The sequence below is a fragment of the Flexivirga sp. B27 genome (assembly GCF_052905685.1).
This window is the reverse complement of record NZ_JBPYUM010000004.1, coordinates 270,029-288,535: the sequence shown is the minus strand read 5'-3', so window position 1 is coordinate 288,535 and position 18,507 is coordinate 270,029. Positions and strand designations below refer to the sequence as shown.

Genomic DNA, 18,507 nt, shown 5'->3' with positions numbered 1-18,507 from the left:
GGTTCAAGGCCAGGGCGTCGGTGCCGTTGGTGTCACTCGCAGGCAACACCGTCTCCGTCGCGGTCCAGCTTGCGGCTGTACCCAGGGTCTCCGGCATGGATGGGGGCTGCTCGGGCAGCGCGGACCGCGGTGCAGTTGGCGTAGTAAACGACGGCCGGAGGCTGCACCACCGGTGCGGGAGCCGTCGGTTTAGGTGCCGGCGGGGCCGTGGTCGTCTTGGGTGCGGGCGTGTGGGTGCGCGGCGGCTGCGCGCTTGTCGCGGCGGTCCCCCGTGGCGGCAGCGCGGTGCCGTCGCAGTTCGACAGCACCCGGACCATGGCGTCGTGCTCGGCCGGAGTCACCCACAGGCCGTACTTCTTCTTGACGGTGACCTGCCGTGCCACATAGGTGCATCGATAAGCCTTGTTCGGCGGCAACCAGGTCGCCGCGTCACCGTCACCTTTGGAACGGTTCGCCCCCGCATCCACCGCCAACAGCTCGACCGGGTCGTTGGCGAACGCCAGCCGCTTACTGAATGGCCAACTCGCTGCGCCCTTCTGCCACGCATCGGACAACGACACCACGTGGTCGACGTCAATCTCGCTGGCCCCGCCGACCACGAACCGGATCGAGCTACCCGTGTACGGGTCTTTCGCCAGTGTCCCGGCCAACACCTTGCAGTAGTTCTTCATCGACCGGTCGGTCAGGTCACGGCGCAAGATGTCGTTCCGGGTGTCGCAACCGTTGCGGTCGGCGTCGAACCATGATGGCCCGAACGCCTCCCGGCTGTACCCGGTCTTGGCCGCGCGGCCTTTCACCGTCAGGCCCGTGACAGCGGCCAGCGCCGTGCCCGCCTTCGCGACCTGCTTCTTGGTCGCTGCAGGGACCACCGCCGAGCTGGTGGACGTCGGCGCAGGCGAATGCCCGGTCGAGGACGGGACGGTCTTTGAGGTCGTGGATGCGGGCGGGATCGTCGAGGTAGCCGTGCCCGACGAGGCTGCACCAGCGGCGGTGCTGGTGCTGCCGTGCGTGGGCTGGGACCCTGCGTCGGCGCGGGTACCGCCGACTGCTCCACCGACACCCAGCATCGTGAACGCCGCCACGGCGCCCACGAGTGCAACACCCCGGCTACGCAGCCGCGCCCACGACACCCGACCCCGCACGAGGGCAATGACTGCGACGACGAGCGCGTACATGCCCGCCATCATCAAGACACCACCGACCGCGCCCCTGCCGCCGCCATCGGACGCTCCAGCTGCCGCGCCAACCGCGACCAGCAGAGCCAGACCACCCCAACCGCACCACCAGGCGACTCCCTTACGGTCACGACCGTCGTGCATCGAAATCCCCACCCCTGCAACACAATTCGCGCACGTCCCCTACGACGCTGCGGCCACCGGTACGCGGAGTGTAGCCGCGAGCACCACCAGAACGCGCAAGTTCCGAACGATCTTGCAGCGCCGCATCCAGCGAGCAAGCAGCCCCAGCGAGAAAGCCGCCATACTCACCGCATGGTTCGACCCACTGCCATCGGCCTAACCGTGCCGTTATCCCGCGCCAAAGACCTCACACCCCTGGCCTCCGCGCTGCACGTGCTCGGCACTCGTCCACGGTTGGAAACACTGCAGGCCCTCATGGACGGGCCAAAGCTAACAGCCCAACTGCCCGCCCGCGTCGATGAGTTGCGGATGCTCGAAGAGATCGGTGTCGTCACCTCTCAGCTTGTGGATCGGCAGCTGGCGTGGACGCTCTGCCCGAACGCGCTCGAGCGGGTCGCCGACAGCTTGACGGGCTGACGCTCATGGAGCCGCAGAAGTGGACCACCATGCAGGTCGCCGACTACCTGGGTGTGCATCGCAAGACCATCAGCGCCTACCGTGCACGCGGTCAGATGCCGGCCGAAGACGGACGCGACGGGCCGCGCAAACCATGGTGGTGGTCCTCGACGATCATCGAGTGGCAGGACCGCCGCCCAGGGATGGGGGTCGGCGGCGGGCCGAAACCAAGGAAGCAGGCATGAGCTGGTGACACGACACGAAGTGACGCGCGTGTTCACGTGAAAGTGCATGCTGGGGTGGTGAACCTCGGCGACCGCGACGGGCACGGGCACTACGGCGTGCTCGACGAAGACAGTGACGGCCTGCTCTGCCACGAATGCGGCCGACGCTTCACCCACCTCGGACTGCACGCCTGGAAAGGCCACGGAATCACCGCCGCCGACTACCGCCAGGAACACGGACTAGCGCGCAGCCGCGGCCTGGTCGCCACCAGCACACGGAACGCACTCACCCACAACGCGCGACGCAGCTTCGCCACCAAGAAGGCGTTCCTGACAAACCGGGATCCAGCCGCTGCGACCGCCGCGCGGCTGAGCAACAACGTCGGGATGTCACCCGCCGGTCTTGCCGCCAGCCGGAGCCGACCCGGCCAAGGACGACTGGGCACCGTCGTCGTCTGCGGATGGTGCCAATCCCAGTTCTGCCCCCTCAGCGGTGCGAGGCGACGACGCTTCTGCTCGAAATCCTGCGCGAGCAAGGCAACCCGGGCAACCGCCTGGCGGCAGCTCAAGAAGTAGCTCAACAGATTCCCTAGCGGTTGGCGGCACCCGCATATCGAAGCGGTGTGTGGTGGTCCCGTCGCAGCCCGTATGTCTCAGCGCCACGCCGAAGCACCTGTCGGGCGTTGCCGTCTCATCCGATGTCGGTGAGTGCCCGAGAGCCGTGGTCCCCTTGGCGTGGGGCGCTGCCCTGCGTGGCTGCCACCCGGTAGTCGTGGCACCCATCGTCCACCCTGTTGCCAGCTAGCTGCAGAGGTTCGGAGACGTCACATTCCGCGGTGCTCATGGAGACGGTTAACGGCCTCTGCAAGGTCCCGCTTGGACAGTCGCGGTTCGAGCTGGCAGATGGCTCGTTCGACGTATCTACGGTGCCTGTCGGGCAGCTCCTGGTCGGCGGCGCAGTACAGGTCGGCCAGCACCCAGATACGCATCTCCTTGTTGAACGTCGCGTTGAGATAGTTGTTATGCATCGTGCGCAACAACGCTGGGATGCCAGCGCTGACCAGGTAGACCGGTACCAGGTGTGGGACGGACGCGAAGACGCTTGGCGCGCTACCGACGTTGTTAGCGGCCTTCAGAACAGAGGCGACCCCTTTGCCGTTGCCGTCGACGCCGCGCAGTGAGGGGTGCTTTAACCAGACGCCAGAGATCACGCAGTCGTGATCGTGCCCCAGTGCGGCCTGCCACTTGTCGTAGCGTCGTTCGCCCGACCGGACACGTTTCCACAGCGTGGTCGCCGTCAGGTAGACAGACCAGGCGACGACCGCGGTGCAGACACCCCAGATCGTCCACCAGACACCGTTGTTGGTCTCCTCGTTGCTCGCGAAGAGGCCGGCAAACAGGGCACTCAAACTCACCCCCAAGGCACACAACCGCAGCGAGCCGGAGTCGCTAGCAAGCCGCCCGAGAGCGGTCCTTTCCATTGCCTTCATCAGCAGTCTCGCCCGGCAGCACTGACCTCACACATGATCAACCTTGCGTGATTGCTTTGCTGGCCGCCACCGCGGAGTTCAAGGTGTCGTGCACGAGGAGTTGGTCCAGCAATGTCCAGATCCTCCCGGAGGCGTAGGTCTTGGTGGTGCGGATCTGCGGGATGGGTATGTCTGGTCCCAACTCGTAGATGATGTGCGCGCCGCCTGACATCTCGTCGGAGATCTCCGGCCACCGGTGCCCTAACTGGGGCACGACCTCGAACGAAGTGACCCTGTTGACTTGGCGGACCTGTCCACCCCAGCGGAAACAGAGGAAGTTCGGTGGCCGCTTCGGCCAGCCGTTACTGCCGCCATATGGGTGAAAGTAGACCCTCTCGTCGTGCACCCATTGCCAGAAGGTGTGCCGCCCGAACTGTCTGCGGGACACCACCACACAGAAGACCCATTGGTCGGCCAAGTCCCGGGTCGAAGTCATCCCGCCCATGTACGTCTCCCATTCGTCCAGCCAGAGTCGTTGCGTTCCACGGGCGTGGATCCTGCTGCGGTGCACCAAGGTCCGCAACAGATCCCACGGCACGTGAACTACCGGCACGTCACCGACCTTGTCCGCTAGCTGCGCGTGCGCCCACTGGGTTGAGGAGTCCGACAGGCTCACCAGCAGCGCGTGCTGAAAGCCAACGAACCGGCCGGCGTACTGGCCCAGTTGGGACTCCCCCGGTACCAGCCACCCACGCTTGGCTTCGATGACAATCTTCGTGTTTGAGCCGACCAATTCAACATCGGTGCGGCCCTCCGCGTCTGCGACTTCCAACAGCACGTCCACGTCACCGCCGGTCACGAACCCCAGTTCCTCCAGCAGTGCGCGTCTCAATAGTGGTGAGCAATGCAGCGTCCACCCCAACGCAGCAGTCAAATCGACCTCGTGGTGCCCCACGAGGTCGAACACTGAACTCACGTCCGTGCCATACCGGCTCAACGACGCCGTGCGTGTCTCGACCATCGCTGACTCCCTGATCCCTCTTCCTACGGTCAGTCCAGGAAGTCATATCACCGTTACGAGTCCGATCCCTCCCGTTCCGGTGAGCCTGCCACAGCCGTGACGCAGTTCAGTCCTTCTCCCAGCTCGTCCAGCAGTTGCCACCGCCAATGGATCTCCCTTCATCTGCGGGATCGCCGCATCGGCGTTGTGCTTCCAGGTGCAGTGAGCGCCGTCGCGACGGGGTTGTCGGCCGACCCTGCTCCTCGCCGACGGCCGCAGCTGGAAAGCTCGGCGCGGATCCATGGCTCCATATACGGGGCGGTTTCTATATGGCCGTATATGGACGGCTGCGCGCTCCGTGACAGCTCCGTGTGCCCCAGGCTTGCGCGACACGAGGGTCTGGACCGACGGATGCGGTGATGACTCGTCATGAGACGGCCAGAATCGGTTCCGCGCAGTCTCGGCGCATAACTGCGGATAACTGCGGATGACTGCGGCGAGTTACACCCAGCTACACCAGCCCAGCACTCGCGGGACTGCTCACGAGCTGTCTGGTGTACCGCGCGTGATCTGGTCGGTCGCGGTCACGAGCGCCCGCTCATGGTGAGGCTGCAACGCCCCGGCGAACTGGGTATACCGGGCAAGGAATCGACGAGTAGTGATCACGACGGGCGGAGCCGCGGCGTGGTGCCCGGCAGCCCAGTGGTCCCAGACCCAGCGCCAAATCAGGTCACGGCTACTGGCGCGCGTCCCCGGCCGGGCCGCCTGTAGTGCGTGCAGCAGGTCGTTCAGTGCTGCCCGCCCGAGTCCTCGAACGACACTTTCTCGCGCGCGGTAATCGACCCTTTCGATCGCCAACTGGCGGCCCACCTGCTGCAGACGATCGATCCACGCGTCGGTACCAATAGTCAGGTGTGCGCTGGAGGTACGTGCCAGATCAACACCGATCGGACCTGGTAGCTCAAGCAGTGTTGCTGCGTCTGCCCACGAACCGGTGCCGGCCTGCGCTTTCGCCAAGCACAGGCTGGCGAAGCCGCGCGCCGACGCCGCACTCAACCCGCACCCGTCGACAAGAGGACTCAGCTGTGCGGGGAGGCGTTGTGGGATCCACTCCGGTCGCAGCCGTAGACACAACTCGTGAGGTAGCCGGTGGGAGAGGCGTTGCCGCGGTGTCGACGCGGCGAGCAGGATCCGGGTGAGGGTCGGGTCGGCGTGGGTGTGGTCCGCTGCCCAGGACACGCGCCCCGCCGAGGCGGGTGGGATGGCGTCGAACCACGGCATGAACACGGCCGCCGCGTCGTCAAGGGAGGCCGCGAAGACGATGCGGTCGGCGACTGCGAACACGGCCGCCCGGGTGATCGGGTCGCGGGGCGGGTGCAACCACCACCGCCGCGTTCCCCACTCCTGCTCGCGTAGATCGAATCTGGCCGGTGGGTCCGGTGAGGCAGTGTTGATGTGTAGGAGCAGCACGGCCATGTTGCGCACCGTGTCCCGGTACGACGCCACCGTGGTCGGCTGCCCGAGCACCATCACTGGTCCGGTGCCTGATTGTTGCGCGCGGGCCTGCTGCTCCAGCACCTCGTCCGGCGCGGGCGTTGGTGGGAGCTGGGCGAGGTCGGTGTCGCAGCGTGGGCCAAGCCCCACCGACAGAGCGTTGTCACACAAGGTGCCGGTCCCGGCCGGGCGCAGTGGCCGGTGTTGGGTGTCTTTCACCGATCGCCGGCGCCCGGGGCAGTCGGTGATCAGGTAGCAGCCGTGGGTCAGGCAGACGGTCACCATCGGGTCATACCAAGCGTGGCGCCATGCGCCGTCGGTGGCGAGGCAGGCCGCGCACGCCTGGGTAATCGCGCCGGGGTCCCAGCCCTGCCGCCTCGGAGACGTCGCCTGTACCGGTGTGTTCCTGGCGGCTGCGTGCCGCACTCGCCCCACCGACCGCAGCGACGGATCACTGGGGAGGGTGGCGGCCGCGAGGTTGTTCGCGGCCGCCACTCGTTCGGCGTAGCTGTCGGCGGCCTCACCTGGCACCGGATCCACCGTCACCGGCAACGCGCTCAGGTCCGGCCGGCGTGACGGGTCACCGCACGTTCGCCTCCCCCACCGCCCCGGTCCGACGCCGCTCCGTGGAGGGTAGGTCGTCGCCGGCCATCAGCTGGGTCGCCCATTCCCGCATCGCCAGAATGTCTTCGGCGGCAGCTTTCTGGGCGGCTTCTGCCAGGTCGTGACCGAAGGCTGGCGGGCCGTAGCTGAGCGTCCTGGGCAGGTGCCCGGTCAGGTCGATCCACAACAAGTGAGCCACGAGCTTCGGATCAACCGTGGCCAGCGTGGACCGGTCACCCAGGGTCGTCAGCGGGTAGCGGCGCAGGGTCGGCCACCACGACCGCAACACCCGATCCTGCGGCACCGAATCGCCTCCGGTGGCGAGTGCGGCGACCTCGAGGAGCACGCGACGGCCGACGTCGGTGGCCAGCAGCCGGCACGCTTCGGTGGCGTATGGCGGCGGCTCGCGATCGTGGTACCCCCACAGACCCAGCGGTGCTACGGGTTCAACTGGCTCGGCAAGCCGCTCCGCCGCACCCTGCAATGCACGCCGGGTCCACGCGGTCGCCGGATCCTGGTGATGCCGCCACGATTCCATCGCCACATCCGCGACGTGAACGGCGTACACCAGGTCCCGCGGCCAGGATCGCAACGCCGGCACGCTGAACGGACCCGGTAACGGCCCGTCACCCGCGCGCACCCTGATGTGCGGGGGCAACTCGCCCTCACCGGTCGGTGATCTCGGATTCTCCGCCGGCGGCCACTGCGCGGCGGCCGCCCGGAACGCGGCACCGATCGAACCGAGACCGACGGTCTCGGCCGAGGTTGCCGCATGTCGCCACGTGTGTGCCGTCAGCAGGTCACGTGCCACCGGGGTCCGCGATCGCAAGGACGCGACCGTTCCGAGGTACGTGTGGTCCCACAACGCCGTCAGCGCATAGCGGCGCACGAGCGGCGTCCACTCCTCGATCCGCCCGCGCCGGGTGTCGTCAGCGAGCACCGCGGCGCGGTCGTCCAGCTCGAACGACGGATGCGCCGGCCACGACGCGGTCAACTGCGGCAGCAACGCCCGCGCGAGGCCAGTCAGCAGGTTCAGGCGAACTTCCGGCCAGCTCGTGGTGCGTACGTCGTCACGGATGCGGCGCCCGTCCGGGGTGTCTGGCAGGCGCTCGACCCACAGATTCGGGTTCGTGCCGTCCGGTTCGACCCACCCGGTGAGGGCGTGCCGCTGCACCACCGGTCGGTACTGTCGTGGTTCCTGAGCGAACACCTCCACTGGCTCACCGGTCAGCGCGCTCAACCGCTCCGACAAGCCACGATCGACATACTGACAACCATCCACGGACACGACGTCGTCACCCATGATCTCGGCGAGGGTGTAGCCGTTGCAGGCAGCTAGCCGCTGCGCGAACCGGCGCAAGTCCTGGCCCGGCTCCCACGCCACACTCACGGACAACGGGATCTGATCGTGTTCGGGTCGCCAGGAGAATGGAGCGCTCGTGTCGAGCGTTCGGCATCACGCGCCCGCACCCGCTCAAGAACTGCAGGGTTGGCCGACCTCGACAGTGTCATCGCTGTGCCTGCATCGTCAGGGCGCGGTGTGATCGCGGGCAGGCGTCCAGCACGTCCCGGGTGATCTGCCCGACTCTGGTCTGCACGGCGATGATGACCGCGCGTTTGAGGATGTCGATCAGTTCACCCAGGTACCCGCCCGTCATGGCATGCAACGGTTTGGCGAGTTTCTCGAGGCCACCGGCGTTCGCGGCCGGTAAGGCCGGCAGGAGTAACGGTTCGACCGTGCGGATGACGTCCCGCCACGCACTGGCCTCGTCGACGGTGGCGGCCGGGTACGGGTCCAGGCGGTGCAGGTGCAGCCGGGTCGCGATCTGCGGGTCGCTGATCAGATCGGTGTGTTCCAGGTTCGCGAGCCTGTCAAGATTTCTGTGTAAGTGATGCGGTCGGTGTTGNTGCAGGTGCAGCCGGGTCGCGATCTGCGGGTCGCTGATCAGATCGGTGTGTTCCAGGTTCGCGAGCCTGTCAAGATTTCTGTGTAAGTGATGCGGTCGGTGTTGGGTTAGTTGAGGTAGGGCTCGACGCGGTCGGGGTAGCTCAGGAAGAGCTCGTTGATCGCTTGTTTCCAGTTCGTCACGACGGCTCCTTCGACTAGGCCGGGCACTGATTGACGTTTGGCTCCGCGGCCGGATTGTTTCGCGCGTTCGCGGTCGCGTTTGTCCTCGATGTTGCGGATCGCGAGCCATAGCAACTTGATTGCGGCGTCGTCGGAGGGGAACTGGCCACGGTTCTTGATGATCGTGCGTAGCTGGTCGTTCAGCGACTCGATCGAGTTGGTGGTGTAGATGACCCGTCGCACGGCCGGCCCGAAGTCCAAGAACGGGGTGAACCGCTCCCACGCGGATGTCCACGTCGCGACCGCCGCCGGGTACTTGGCCCCCAGCGGTGACGCGGCCAGCTCGTCCAGCGCCGCACGCGCTGCAGCCTCATCGGCCGCGGTGTAGATCGGCTTCAGCGCCTTGGTGAAGGCCTTGTAGTCGCCGTAGGCCACGAACCGCATCGACGCCCGGATCAGGTGCACGGTGCAGGTTTGCACGACACTGCGCGGCCACTGGGCTTGGATCGCTTCGGGCAGCCCGCTCAGCCCGTCGCAGCAGATGATCAGCACGTCCTTGACGCCACGGTTGGCCAACTGGGCGCACACCCCAGCCCAGAACTTCGCACCCTCGGCGGCCTGGATCCAGATGCCCAGCACGTGCTTGACGCCATCGATATCGACGCTGACCGCGACGTGCGCGGCACGCCGCGACACATGCCCGCCGTCGCGGATGTTGATCATCAACGCGTCCAGGTAGATCACCGGATAGAACGGCTCCATCGGCCGCGACTGCCAGGCTTTGACCTCCTCGCCGATCGCGTCGGTCAGGTTGCTGATCGTGTCGTGCGACAAATCAGCGCCGAACGTGGAGACCAAGTGATGCTGGGTATCGCGGATCGTCATCCCCCCGGCGTACAAGCTGATGATCATGTCGGCCAGCCCGCCCAATTGGCGGGCATGTTTGGGCACCAGCGCCGACGCGAACGACCCGGCACGATCCCGCGGCTGATCGACCGTGACGTCGCCGACCTCGGTCGCCACCGTCTTGGGCGTGGTCCCGTTCCGTGCGTTCGTGCTGCCCTCGGGGCGACGTTCGTGCTTGTCGTAACCGAGATGATCAGTCAGTTCGACATCCATCCCGCGTTCGAGCGTGGCCTTGAGCAGCTCGCCCATCAACCCGTCTTTGCCCGTCAACGGCACACCCTGCTCCCGCGACCGGGAGACCATCTCGTCCACGAATTCCTCGCTGAACAAGGCCCGCCCGAGCTTGCTCGCCTCCGGTTCCAGATCCTGCCCGTCCGTCTTCGGCTTCTTCGTCACAGTCATCAGTCTTCCTTCCGGATCAAGACCGATCACTTACACAAAAGATCTGACACCCTCCGCCAGGGCTGGACTCGGTACTCCCGCCACGCCCGCGCGACCGTGGCATCACCGATGCGCAGATGCCGGGCCAGCAGCCGGGTCGACCAGTGCGTCACCCCGTACTTCTTCGGCGGCGGCGCCAGAGTTGCCGCGACGATGTCCCGGTGATCGATGTGCCGCGGCCGACCCGATCGTTCCTGGTCGACCAGACCGTCAATCCCCTTGTCCTGATACCGGTTCCGCCAGGAGATCACCGTCGGCCGAGACACCCCGGTCTTGTCCGCGATCACCGTGTTCGGCACCCCGTCCGCGGCCAGCAACACGATCCTGGCCCGCTGCGCCAACCCTGCACGGACCGTCGACGACCTCGTCCACCGGGCCAGCTCCTCCCGGTCGCCATCACGTAAAGACAACGCCGGAGCAGGTCGATTCGCCATGCCCCAGTTTCTCAAACCAAACCGTCAAACAACTAACGACGCGCCGCACTAGTGCAGCGTCCGGGCTGTGACCCTGAACCATCAGAGTCGCAGGCCTCCCCGCCAACTGACCGCTACGTCAAGGGATGGCCGATTCCGGGCGTTCAGCCGAGTTTCGACCCGACGGCGTGAGGGCCCGCCGTGGGGAAGCGACGCTTCCTCCTATTTTGACACGCAGTAGCAACTAGCTGCCTGTACCCGGCCCCCGCGCATGCTGAGTCCGCACCCGCGCGGACGATCGGCGACCGGCAGGATCAACCGCAACGTCCAGGTGTCGACCATGCCGTCATCGAACCCATCCGACATGGACACGCGCCCGACCGCGCTGAGTGGACTCTCACCGCCCATACGTACAAGACAGCGCCACAGACCGAAGTGTTGACTGCGGGGAGCATCCACGAGTTGGCGGCTTGGTAGTCCCGAGGACGTCCTATGCGAATCCTCCAGACTCGGCGACGTCGAGTGCCTCCAGTACTTCAGCGGGACCGCGGAGATACAGGACATCGATCGGCCGCGCACCGTCCAGATACGAGTTCGCTCCCCATAGCCAGTCGTTGACGACAGCACGGTCCCAGACCTGCGCGGCTCGCGTGACCACGATCTGGAGGTCATCGTCTCTTACCGGACTTTCGTCCTGGCGTGGTTCGTGGATGTCATCCATGGGCGCTCCTCGACACCTCGTCTTCGTACGAGCCTAGCCGCGCGCAACCAAAGTGCGTCGTACTCCCCCCTGGAGCCGCCCAGGCTGTCGCCAATGTCGGGGATGGCGTCGAGGCGCTCGTAACGTCGGAGTCGCGGGAGTGGTGAACATCGATGATGACGTTTCGCAAGTGTTCCTTATTCCGGTGGCCGAGGGAGTGGGCGAACTGACGGTAGAGCGCTCGTTGCCGGCCGGTGGGTGGAGTCGTCCATCCAGGGCTGGTCGCAAGGTGTCCGTGTGCGACGTTGAGCCAGATCCACGTGATTGCGTACCCCTTCGAGCTGGCTCTCGTGCCGGGCCGGTTCGCGGCGAAGACTTCGAACCAGCTTCGTCCACGACGAAGCCCGCGAACACGCGCCTCGACTTCCCTTCGGTTAGCTGTCGGTAGATCTCGGGCGACAGCAGTCAGTGCCTCAACGACTCGTTGGGGTTTGACCAGCGCGCGAGCGCTGCAAGCGCGCGCGGTCCGCTCAGCGGTGCCCGGCAGTAGGCCGAGCAAGGCGCCTGCATCAGCCCACGACTTGGCCTCAGTGTCGGTACGAGCCAGGCATATTGCGGCAAACGACCGCACCGTGTCCGAAGTCGAGTCGAACAGCATGTGCAGATGTCGTTGATAGAGGTCGTCTGGGATGACTTGCGGCACATATGCCGCCGGGGCGAGCGTTCCGGTCTGGTCCAGCAGATGCGACAGTCGCCGATGGGGCGCGTGCGCCTTGATGATGAGGGCACTGACTGTCTCGGTCATCTGCGTCCGATCCGCCAGCCACCCGAGCACACCCTCAGGAACGACCGGAACTCGATCGAGCCACTCGGTCAACCGTTCGGCTGCAGCATCCAGATCCGGTTGGCCCAGAATCGTGTCGGCGACAGTGAAGGCTCCGGCGCGTGCGACCGGGTCGTCCGGTGGGCGGATGCCCCAACGCGGCCCGCGGTCGCCCGTTCGATCAACTGCGGCGAGCCGAGTCGCCGAGACCCAGGCGGGCTCAAGGTGCAATCCCGGTTGGGTCGCAAGGTGGAACAGCAAAACGGCGAGTGCGCGCAGCTCTCGCAGGTAATCGCGGCCGGCTAAATCATTGCCGAGCGTCACTGTCGTCGCACCATCCATGGCGGCGTCGATGCGCCGCTGCGCTGAGACCTCGTCGTCTCGCGCACACACCGCAGCGAGATGAGCGAGGTTGGTACAACAGTGTTTTCGCGGACCCGCGTCGATGGGGTTTCCGCACTCGGTACTGGCGCCGACCGCGCGCAAGGCTGAGTGCCGACCGTCTCGGAACGGCCTCCTGCAGCCGGAACATTCGGTCAACAGATACGTCTCGTGTTGAACACAAATCGCGGAGTATGGCGTGCGCCAGCACAACCGCCAGACTCCGCCTGAAGCGATGCACTGCGGACAGATCTGCGACCCGTGGACGGCAGCCCACCCGCGAGCTGCAATTCTGCGGTACGTGTGGCGATCCCGCGCGTCGAAACCAGATAGGTCCACGACCGTGCCTTCGATACCTGCCAGCGTGGCCGCATCAACATCGGCGTCTGCAAGGCCGGTGAGGGCAGCTAATCGTGTTGCAACGGTGCCGCTCGGCTTCAGCACGAGGAAGTGGTCGGTGTCTGTCCCGCGAATCAAACGCAACAGCATCGCCGTCGTGAGGTAGTTCGCGTCAGCGACGCGTTCGAGGTAGCCGTCAAGGGCTTCACCGACCGCGAGTTTGAGGGTCACCGGGAGTTGATCAGCCGGCGTCACGAGCGAGCCCGTTCTCCAGCCGACCGTGACCTCCGGCGAGTGCTGCGATGTCGGCAGCCGAGGCGTCGAGTTCACCAAGTCCGTACTCCAGAAGGACGAGTCGTCCCTCGGCGGTGAGCGCGTCGTGGAAGCGCGGAATGAGCTTCTGTGCCCCTCGCAGGTCGCGGTGGCGGACACGTAACGTGCCTGCACCGGTGGTCATGAGCCAGAGCCACGCGGCTGCTGCTTGGTTTGCGTTCGGGACCTCGCGGGCTGCATGAGGCAGTTTGCGCAGCACGTGAGGCGGAATACTCGTTCGATGCTTGAACGTCTCAACTGCGCGATCGCGATCGAGCAGACCCTCACGGTTGAGTGCAGCCACTGTGTTCGTGAGCAGACGGACAGTCCAGTTGTCGTCCATTGGCCACCGTCGGCATGGACCCAGAATTTGAGCGCGCAGGGTTGACCTGATTCCGGTTGCTGCAGTGACTTGTTCTCGCAGAGTCCTAGCCCACGCTTGCCGATGTGTCTGGTCACGCGGATGGATCAGCGGTATCTGCTCGCCGAGAGTGATCGCGAGGGGGATGTGTCGCACCTCCACGCCCAAGGCACGAATCGTCATGTGTAACCGCTGGACCTCATCGCTGGGGTCGCTCAGGGGCTCCGGCTGCAGGTCTTCGACGCGTGGCCACCAACCGGTGTTGTGACGGGCAAGGACTACAGGGTCGGACTCGACGGCTGGGTCGAGTGCCCGGGCAAGCAGAATGGCGAGCACCGCTGGGTTCGTGGCTCGCGGGTTTGCTGCCAGCAATTCAAGCGCGTGCTGTCGCCGTGCGATGGGTTCGTGCGCAGGCGGGGTCGGCCAATCATGTCGCACGGTTGGCCGCAGCCGTTCTATTCGCTCCTTTAGCTCGGTGAATGTCGCTGCGTTCTGGGCCTGCTCGACAACCGCGTGCTGCAACCGCTCCAGGTATGGGTCAACGTCCTTCTCGGTGTAGCCGGTGCCGTCGTCCAAGAGACGGCCGCATCTGCCGCAGAGCGGCGCCATGCTAAGCAGCGAGGCCAACCCTGCCTTGTTTTCACAGTGTGGGCACTGTGCTTCGCCGGGATCGCGGGCCTCGTCGGCCACGACCGAACCAGCGAGAAGAGTGAGGCCCGGGAATCGTCCCGCCAGCGTCATCCGGGTGAGTTGGTCTATTGGGATGCCAGTGACATCGTGCAGTCGGTGCACCTCCTCAGCGTGTGCGCGCAGGTCGAGACGCTTCAACATGATCGGGTGGGCCGGACGTTGCATGACCTCGTGCACGCTGATCCAGTTGTCGGTCGCGAGCCGGCCCACCCAGGCGCTGAGGCGCTCATCATCGCCCGGGCGGGGGACTACCGGCAGGCGCCTATCCGACACGTTGTTGCTTCGTTCGGGCGACACGCTGTCGACGGACCATCTCTTGCCATCCGTCCTGTGCTCGCTGACTCACCCGCACACCATCAAGGTGGTCCAGCGTCAGCGCGGTGTTATCCGTGATTGCCAAATGAGCTGCGTCAACCAGCAGATGGACGGTGTCGCCGACATACCCTTGGGTGCGCAGCCACAGGTATTCAGCGTGCTGTGACGCAAACAGTCCAGGTTCGCCTCCCGGCAGGTACGGCAGCAGTGCTCGTTCGCATGCTTTGAGGAAGCGCTGCCAATCGCGACGTTCATCGATGCTCGCTATGGCATACGGATTCAGGTCGTGCTCGGCGAGCCGGGTGCGGATCTGCGGGTCGGCCAGTGCTTCGCCGTCGGACAGATTCGCCCCCACCAACACCAGACAGCCGCCAACTTCACCGAGCTCGGTGTTCAAGTGCTTGACCGCATTCAACGTCGCACGGCCGGTAACGGACGCTGTGCGGAGCATGTGCGCGTCATCAATGATGACGAGGCGAACGCCGTGAGTAGACAGGGCCCTGACCGCAGCCAACGCGATGGTGCGCTCTGCCCCGGATATCTGATAGCCCATGAAGTTCAGCACCTGCGCGAATAGGTCTTTGCTTCTGGACTCCGATAACAAGGTCAGGTAGATGACTGGCACCAGGTCCGCATTGCGTTCCTCGTCCGGGTCCCAACGCGGTCGCGTCTCGTTCACCCGATGGCCGAGCCATTCGCGATGCTGCGTCGCCCCCCAGTCTTTGGTGAGCGTCGACTTGCCGATCCCCCACGGGGCACTGACCGCCAGGATGGTGCGCGCTCCCGGTGGTTCGAGCAACGCCGAACGCAAGTCAGCAGTCAACTGGTCGCGCACGGCGTCGTGTAGCGGTGATGCGATCGGCACCTGACGAAGTACGGTGCGAACACTGTTGGCATACGCGGCGCGTTCCGACGGTGACATCGCGGTTAGCTCTGCTGCGCCCGCAGGGGCCGGCGGGATCGGAGGATTCGCAGTGGACTGCCGGTGCCATTGTCCAAAGTCCATATCAGTCGCCGACCTGGTCGTAGTCCGGCCAGGGCTCCCCAGCAGTAGCTAGCGATGGCTCGCCCGGAGCGTCGGCGCGCAGCGGGATGACTGGTGCGACACGGTCATCGTCTGTGGCAGCTGCCGCAGCGGCTTCGGCATGGTCGATAAGGGCCTGCTCATGACGGATGTGCGCCCGTCCCAACTGGGTGTGCCACTCCTCAGCACCGCCCGGGCTTGTCAGGACGGTGATAGCTTCGACAATCTCACGCATCGTCTTGCGTCGCGACAACGCTGCGTTGCCGCCTCGCGCGTTCATCAATTCGGCCGCGCGACTCACGACCCAATCGGTCATTGGGGCGTGGACGAGGTGGGAGTCGCGCCAAACCAACTCATGTACCCGGTCGTCAAGTCGACTGCGGTGCCAAATTCGATTTCGGTCGCGTGGATCGATCAGGAACGGAATCTTGTCGTCCTTATCGCGAAACGTACGCGGCCGAAGTCCTCGTAGTTCGTCGACAATCGGCCCGTCATACGTGAGGTGCCGGTATGTGACCCCGCCGTTGCCGGGAGTCAGCCATCGCACCGGGAGGAACTGATAGAGCAGGTCTGGGTGTTGCGGGACCAGAAGACGCCCCGTTGTCTCTGACCTGATGTCGAACATCTCCAGTGGCGTGAGCTTGACGTCCTCCAGGTCCGGCACAACCAACCCGCTGTGATGATTTCGGTGATAATCCAATGCGATAAACCGATGGAGATGCTGCTGCAGCTCTCGCGCGGACAGTAGGGGTTCGTCGGCGGTGGTCCCGACATACCGACCTCGTTCGCGCACATGTCGACCTTTGAACCCTGGCACCGCTTGGTATGCGGCCTGCAGGGTTTCGTGCCACCGTTCGATGTGCGCGTTATCCAATGGGCGCCCGACTCGCGATGGCAGCGCATCTACACCGAATTCGGCAAGGATCCGTCGCAGGTGTTCGCTGAGGAAGATGCTCCCGTTGTCGGCACGCAACGACTTGGGGGCCACTCCGGGCTTGATATGCGTGCCTTCGACTTCTCGATCCGTCTTCAAGTGCGGGGTCGGCGACTGTGGCGGAAATGGAGCGAAACTCAACGATGCGGGTATACCGCACCAGCGGAAGTCGTTGATCGTGGTGCCCTCGACGACCATCGAGAACGGGCGCATCGCGTCGTATAGCGCCAGCCCGGCCTCGACTGCGTCAGCGGACTGCGGCACCACACGGCAGGCGACGATGACGCGGGTGGGCACTGAAATAACGGAGATGATTTCGACCGAAATCGGTCGGCCGACGGTGTCGCGAACCAGGTTGTCCGCGCGGGTGACGTCGGTCGCCAAATGGCCAGGGTGCACGTCGGGATAGTTGCGGTGCCCAGATCGCTGCCGCATCTTGGCACTCTTATGCCCCCGAGTCGTCGTGCCCAGGGCTGCCTGTCGGCTCGACAAGTACTGCTGCATGAGGCGTTGCGGCAGATGGACGTCAGTGGCACCGGCCTCTTTGAGCCGCACCAAGATCCGACGTTCGATCTCAACCAGATTGACGCCGCTACGACCGCCATCGAAGACGGCGAACTCCTCCTCAGCGATCCGCATGAACCGCGGGTCCAAGGCGTCGAATCCTTGCTTACCCCTGGTCTTCCGCCCATCGACAAGACCCCGCAGCCCTTCCTTGCGGTACGACCGGATCCAGAGACGAACCGTCAAATCGCTGACGGTGGTCGATTGGAGCTCACCTGCCCGCACACGCCGAATCAAGGACCTGTCGGCGCCGCGTTCGAACGACAATTGCCGTGCCATTGCCTTGGTTCGCCTCGTAACGCTGACACCGAAGGCCTCGCCGAATGGGTAGAAGGGTTCACCCTCGTGGGCAAGTTCAGGAATCCCGTCTCGATACCCGGTCAAGACTTCCAAGACGACCTCCAGCTTCACCATCGTCTCCCGCTGAATGGCCTCGTCAAGGCTGCTCCACCAGGGTTCCAACGCGGTGTGTATGGCGGCTATACCATCCGCTGTGACCGGTTGCACGGTCAGGTGATCCCACCGAATGTGCTCCTCGGCACCCGTTGCCGTCTTCACGCACACACCGTGCCGTTCCAGAGCTGCCACGACGGCCGGGCCAGTGGAGAGCATCAGCCGAGCACCAACGTGCAGGTCAATCGCGCTCCCGGTCATTTACCCACCGCCGCCTCCGGCGAAACCTGCACCTGGGTGCCGCCAACGAATGGCGCATCAAGGTCTGAGCGGATCTCTCCCGACCAGATGGCGTGCCACATGGCCGACAGAATGTGCCCGGCGCCACCATCCAGTTCCCGCAGCTGCCCCATCGTGCCCCCGGTCGGCAGCGCCTCACGGATCGCGGCAAGTCCAGGCTCGTACCAGGGCATCGGGCGTCGGAAGCCGTCCAACCACATCAGGTTCAGCCGCCGAATCGGAGTGATTTCGGCGAAGACCTCATAACCCCAGCCCACCTCCCCGCACGCCTCACGGGTCCATTCAGAGTCCGCGATGAATTCTTCGTCCTGCATCTCCGCCGGCCGAACGTCCCAGACGGTGACAGCACCTGCGTTGTCCATCGACAGCAGATCCGGGGTGTGTTTATCCACAGGCTCACGCGGGCCGGGCCACTCCAACAGCAACGGCTGCGCCACCAACGTCGCGATCTCCGCTCGGCGGTCGAGGTCGCGGAACAGATCGTGCTCCAGCGACGACTCCAGCCGCACGTGACCGCCCATCGTTGTCGAGTACGCCCACCGTGGAACATGCCCCTGCCTCGACCTTGCCCGCTTGATCTCACGTACCGAGAGAAGCGTCCGCGGGTCCGGCGGAGACGACCAGTCCCACTCGTCCAAGACACCGCCGACGTTGAAAAGCCAACGGGCAACAGGTCGCTCTCCGCGCAACCGAGAACTACAATCAGGCACGACGAATCCTTCGCTTAGTAGGCGCATCAGGAGTCGTCCCGAGGGCGTGCCCGTTGCAACCGGGCGCGCCCTCACTTATTGCCGTCCGGGGAGCGGCTCCATGATCGAGCGTAGCCCCGATACTCAGCGCAGCACAATGGAAGCGCACACAAAAAGCGATTCCGCGGACGCGTCAGTGAAGCACCTAAATGCACCAAGTCGAACGCTTACTGTGCACAAATAACGCTTGTTGCATCGAACGGATTCTGCTTATCCTGAGTCGTCGCCTGGGGTTGCGAGGCCGCACCGA

15 protein-coding genes and 1 pseudogene are annotated in these 18,507 nt (G+C 65.1%); 3 read left to right on the top strand and 13 right to left on the bottom strand.

What is annotated here, in order from left to right; genetic code table 11:
* Positions 1-32: 32 nt before the first annotated feature.
* Positions 33-1,319: a GmrSD restriction endonuclease domain-containing protein gene (locus ACSZL9_RS16630; protein ID WP_446666627.1), complete on the bottom strand. Its 1,287-nt coding sequence runs from the start codon at positions 1,317-1,319 to the stop codon at positions 33-35.
* A gap of 171 nt (positions 1,320-1,490) precedes the next feature.
* On the opposite strand from ACSZL9_RS16630, the gene ACSZL9_RS16625 reads away from it, so the two are divergent.
* The 3 genes from ACSZL9_RS16625 to ACSZL9_RS16615 are packed head-to-tail and all read left to right on the top strand — an operon-like array spanning position 1,491 to position 2,554.
* The gene (locus tag ACSZL9_RS16625; protein ID WP_446666626.1) at positions 1,491-1,775 is read left to right on the top strand and encodes a hypothetical protein; all 285 of its coding nucleotides are present in this window, start codon (positions 1,491-1,493) and stop codon (positions 1,773-1,775) included.
* Positions 1,776-1,780: 5 nt separating this feature from the next.
* A complete protein-coding gene (locus tag ACSZL9_RS16620) occupies positions 1,781-1,999 on the top strand; it encodes a helix-turn-helix transcriptional regulator (protein WP_446666625.1) in 219 nt (72 codons plus the stop codon).
* A gap of 57 nt (positions 2,000-2,056) precedes the next feature.
* Complete coding sequence (locus tag ACSZL9_RS16615; RefSeq protein WP_446666624.1) at positions 2,057-2,554, top strand: MucR family transcriptional regulator; 498 nt, start codon at positions 2,057-2,059, stop codon at positions 2,552-2,554.
* 248 nt (positions 2,555-2,802) lie between these two features.
* Here the strand turns inward: ACSZL9_RS16615 and ACSZL9_RS16610 are convergent, their stop codons facing one another.
* The 12 genes and pseudogenes from ACSZL9_RS16610 to ACSZL9_RS16555 form a co-directional block, all read right to left on the bottom strand.
* Positions 2,803-3,468, bottom strand: coding sequence for a hypothetical protein (locus ACSZL9_RS16610; RefSeq protein WP_446666623.1), 666 nt, complete (start codon positions 3,466-3,468; stop codon positions 2,803-2,805).
* Between the two features lie 37 nt (positions 3,469-3,505).
* A complete protein-coding gene (locus ACSZL9_RS16605) occupies positions 3,506-4,468 on the bottom strand; it encodes a hypothetical protein (RefSeq protein WP_446666622.1) in 963 nt (320 codons plus the stop codon).
* 519 nt (positions 4,469-4,987) lie between these two features.
* Positions 4,988-6,472 carry a hypothetical protein gene (locus ACSZL9_RS16600; RefSeq protein ID WP_446666621.1) on the bottom strand — a complete coding sequence of 495 codons (1,485 nt, stop codon included), beginning with the start codon at positions 6,470-6,472 and terminating at the stop codon, positions 4,988-4,990.
* 49 nt (positions 6,473-6,521) lie between these two features.
* Positions 6,522-7,934, bottom strand: a complete 1,413-nt coding sequence (locus ACSZL9_RS16595; RefSeq protein ID WP_446666620.1) for a hypothetical protein — start codon at positions 7,932-7,934, stop codon at positions 6,522-6,524.
* A gap of 624 nt (positions 7,935-8,558) precedes the next feature.
* The gene (locus ACSZL9_RS16590) at positions 8,559-9,920 is read right to left on the bottom strand and encodes an IS256 family transposase (RefSeq protein ID WP_446666619.1); all 1,362 of its coding nucleotides are present in this window, start codon (positions 9,918-9,920) and stop codon (positions 8,559-8,561) included.
* Between the two features lie 50 nt (positions 9,921-9,970).
* Positions 9,971-10,393: pseudogene (locus tag ACSZL9_RS16585) on the bottom strand (helix-turn-helix domain-containing protein); the annotation flags it as partial.
* Between the two features lie 469 nt (positions 10,394-10,862).
* The gene (locus ACSZL9_RS16580) at positions 10,863-11,093 is read right to left on the bottom strand and encodes a hypothetical protein (protein WP_446666618.1); all 231 of its coding nucleotides are present in this window, start codon (positions 11,091-11,093) and stop codon (positions 10,863-10,865) included.
* Positions 11,086-12,846, bottom strand: a complete 1,761-nt coding sequence (locus ACSZL9_RS16575; RefSeq protein ID WP_446666617.1) for a TniQ family protein — start codon at positions 12,844-12,846, stop codon at positions 11,086-11,088. The genes ACSZL9_RS16580 and ACSZL9_RS16575 overlap by 8 nt, the downstream gene beginning before the upstream one ends.
* Positions 12,847-12,856: 10 nt before the next feature.
* Positions 12,857-14,275 carry a TniQ family protein gene (locus ACSZL9_RS16570; protein WP_446666616.1) on the bottom strand — a complete coding sequence of 473 codons (1,419 nt, stop codon included), beginning with the start codon at positions 14,273-14,275 and terminating at the stop codon, positions 12,857-12,859.
* Positions 14,241-15,215 carry a TniB family NTP-binding protein gene (locus tag ACSZL9_RS16565; RefSeq protein ID WP_446666615.1) on the bottom strand — a complete coding sequence of 325 codons (975 nt, stop codon included), beginning with the start codon at positions 15,213-15,215 and terminating at the stop codon, positions 14,241-14,243. Before ACSZL9_RS16565 ends, ACSZL9_RS16570 begins: the two co-directional genes overlap by 35 nt.
* Positions 15,216-15,300: 85 nt before the next feature.
* Complete coding sequence (locus ACSZL9_RS16560; RefSeq protein ID WP_446666614.1) at positions 15,301-17,469, bottom strand: hypothetical protein; 2,169 nt, start codon at positions 17,467-17,469, stop codon at positions 15,301-15,303.
* Positions 17,466-18,245 carry a TnsA-like heteromeric transposase endonuclease subunit gene (locus ACSZL9_RS16555; protein ID WP_446666658.1) on the bottom strand — a complete coding sequence of 260 codons (780 nt, stop codon included), beginning with the start codon at positions 18,243-18,245 and terminating at the stop codon, positions 17,466-17,468. Before ACSZL9_RS16555 ends, ACSZL9_RS16560 begins: the two co-directional genes overlap by 4 nt.
* Between the last annotated feature and the right edge of the window lie 262 nt (positions 18,246-18,507).

Bases quoted from the DNA above. Each gene is read 5' to 3' on its own strand.
- ACSZL9_RS16630 (WP_446666627.1), bottom strand. From the start codon at position 1,319: ATGCACGACGGTCGTGACCGTAAGGGAGTCGCCTGGTGGTGCGGTTGG.
- ACSZL9_RS16625 (WP_446666626.1), top strand. From the start codon at position 1,491: ATGGTTCGACCCACTGCCATCGGCCTAACCGTGCCGTTATCCCGCGCC.
- ACSZL9_RS16620 (WP_446666625.1), top strand. From the start codon at position 1,781: ATGGAGCCGCAGAAGTGGACCACCATGCAGGTCGCCGACTACCTGGGT.
- ACSZL9_RS16610 (WP_446666623.1), bottom strand. From the start codon at position 3,468: ATGAAGGCAATGGAAAGGACCGCTCTCGGGCGGCTTGCTAGCGACTCC.
- ACSZL9_RS16605 (WP_446666622.1), bottom strand. From the start codon at position 4,468: ATGGTCGAGACACGCACGGCGTCGTTGAGCCGGTATGGCACGGACGTG.
- ACSZL9_RS16590 (WP_446666619.1), bottom strand. From the start codon at position 9,920: ATGACTGTGACGAAGAAGCCGAAGACGGACGGGCAGGATCTGGAACCG.
- ACSZL9_RS16580 (WP_446666618.1), bottom strand. From the start codon at position 11,093: ATGGATGACATCCACGAACCACGCCAGGACGAAAGTCCGGTAAGAGAC.
- ACSZL9_RS16565 (WP_446666615.1), bottom strand. From the start codon at position 15,215: ATGTCACCGTCGGAACGCGCCGCGTATGCCAACAGTGTTCGCACCGTA.
- ACSZL9_RS16560 (WP_446666614.1), bottom strand. From the start codon at position 17,469: ATGACCGGGAGCGCGATTGACCTGCACGTTGGTGCTCGGCTGATGCTC.
- ACSZL9_RS16555 (WP_446666658.1), bottom strand. From the start codon at position 18,245: ATGCGCCTACTAAGCGAAGGATTCGTCGTGCCTGATTGTAGTTCTCGG.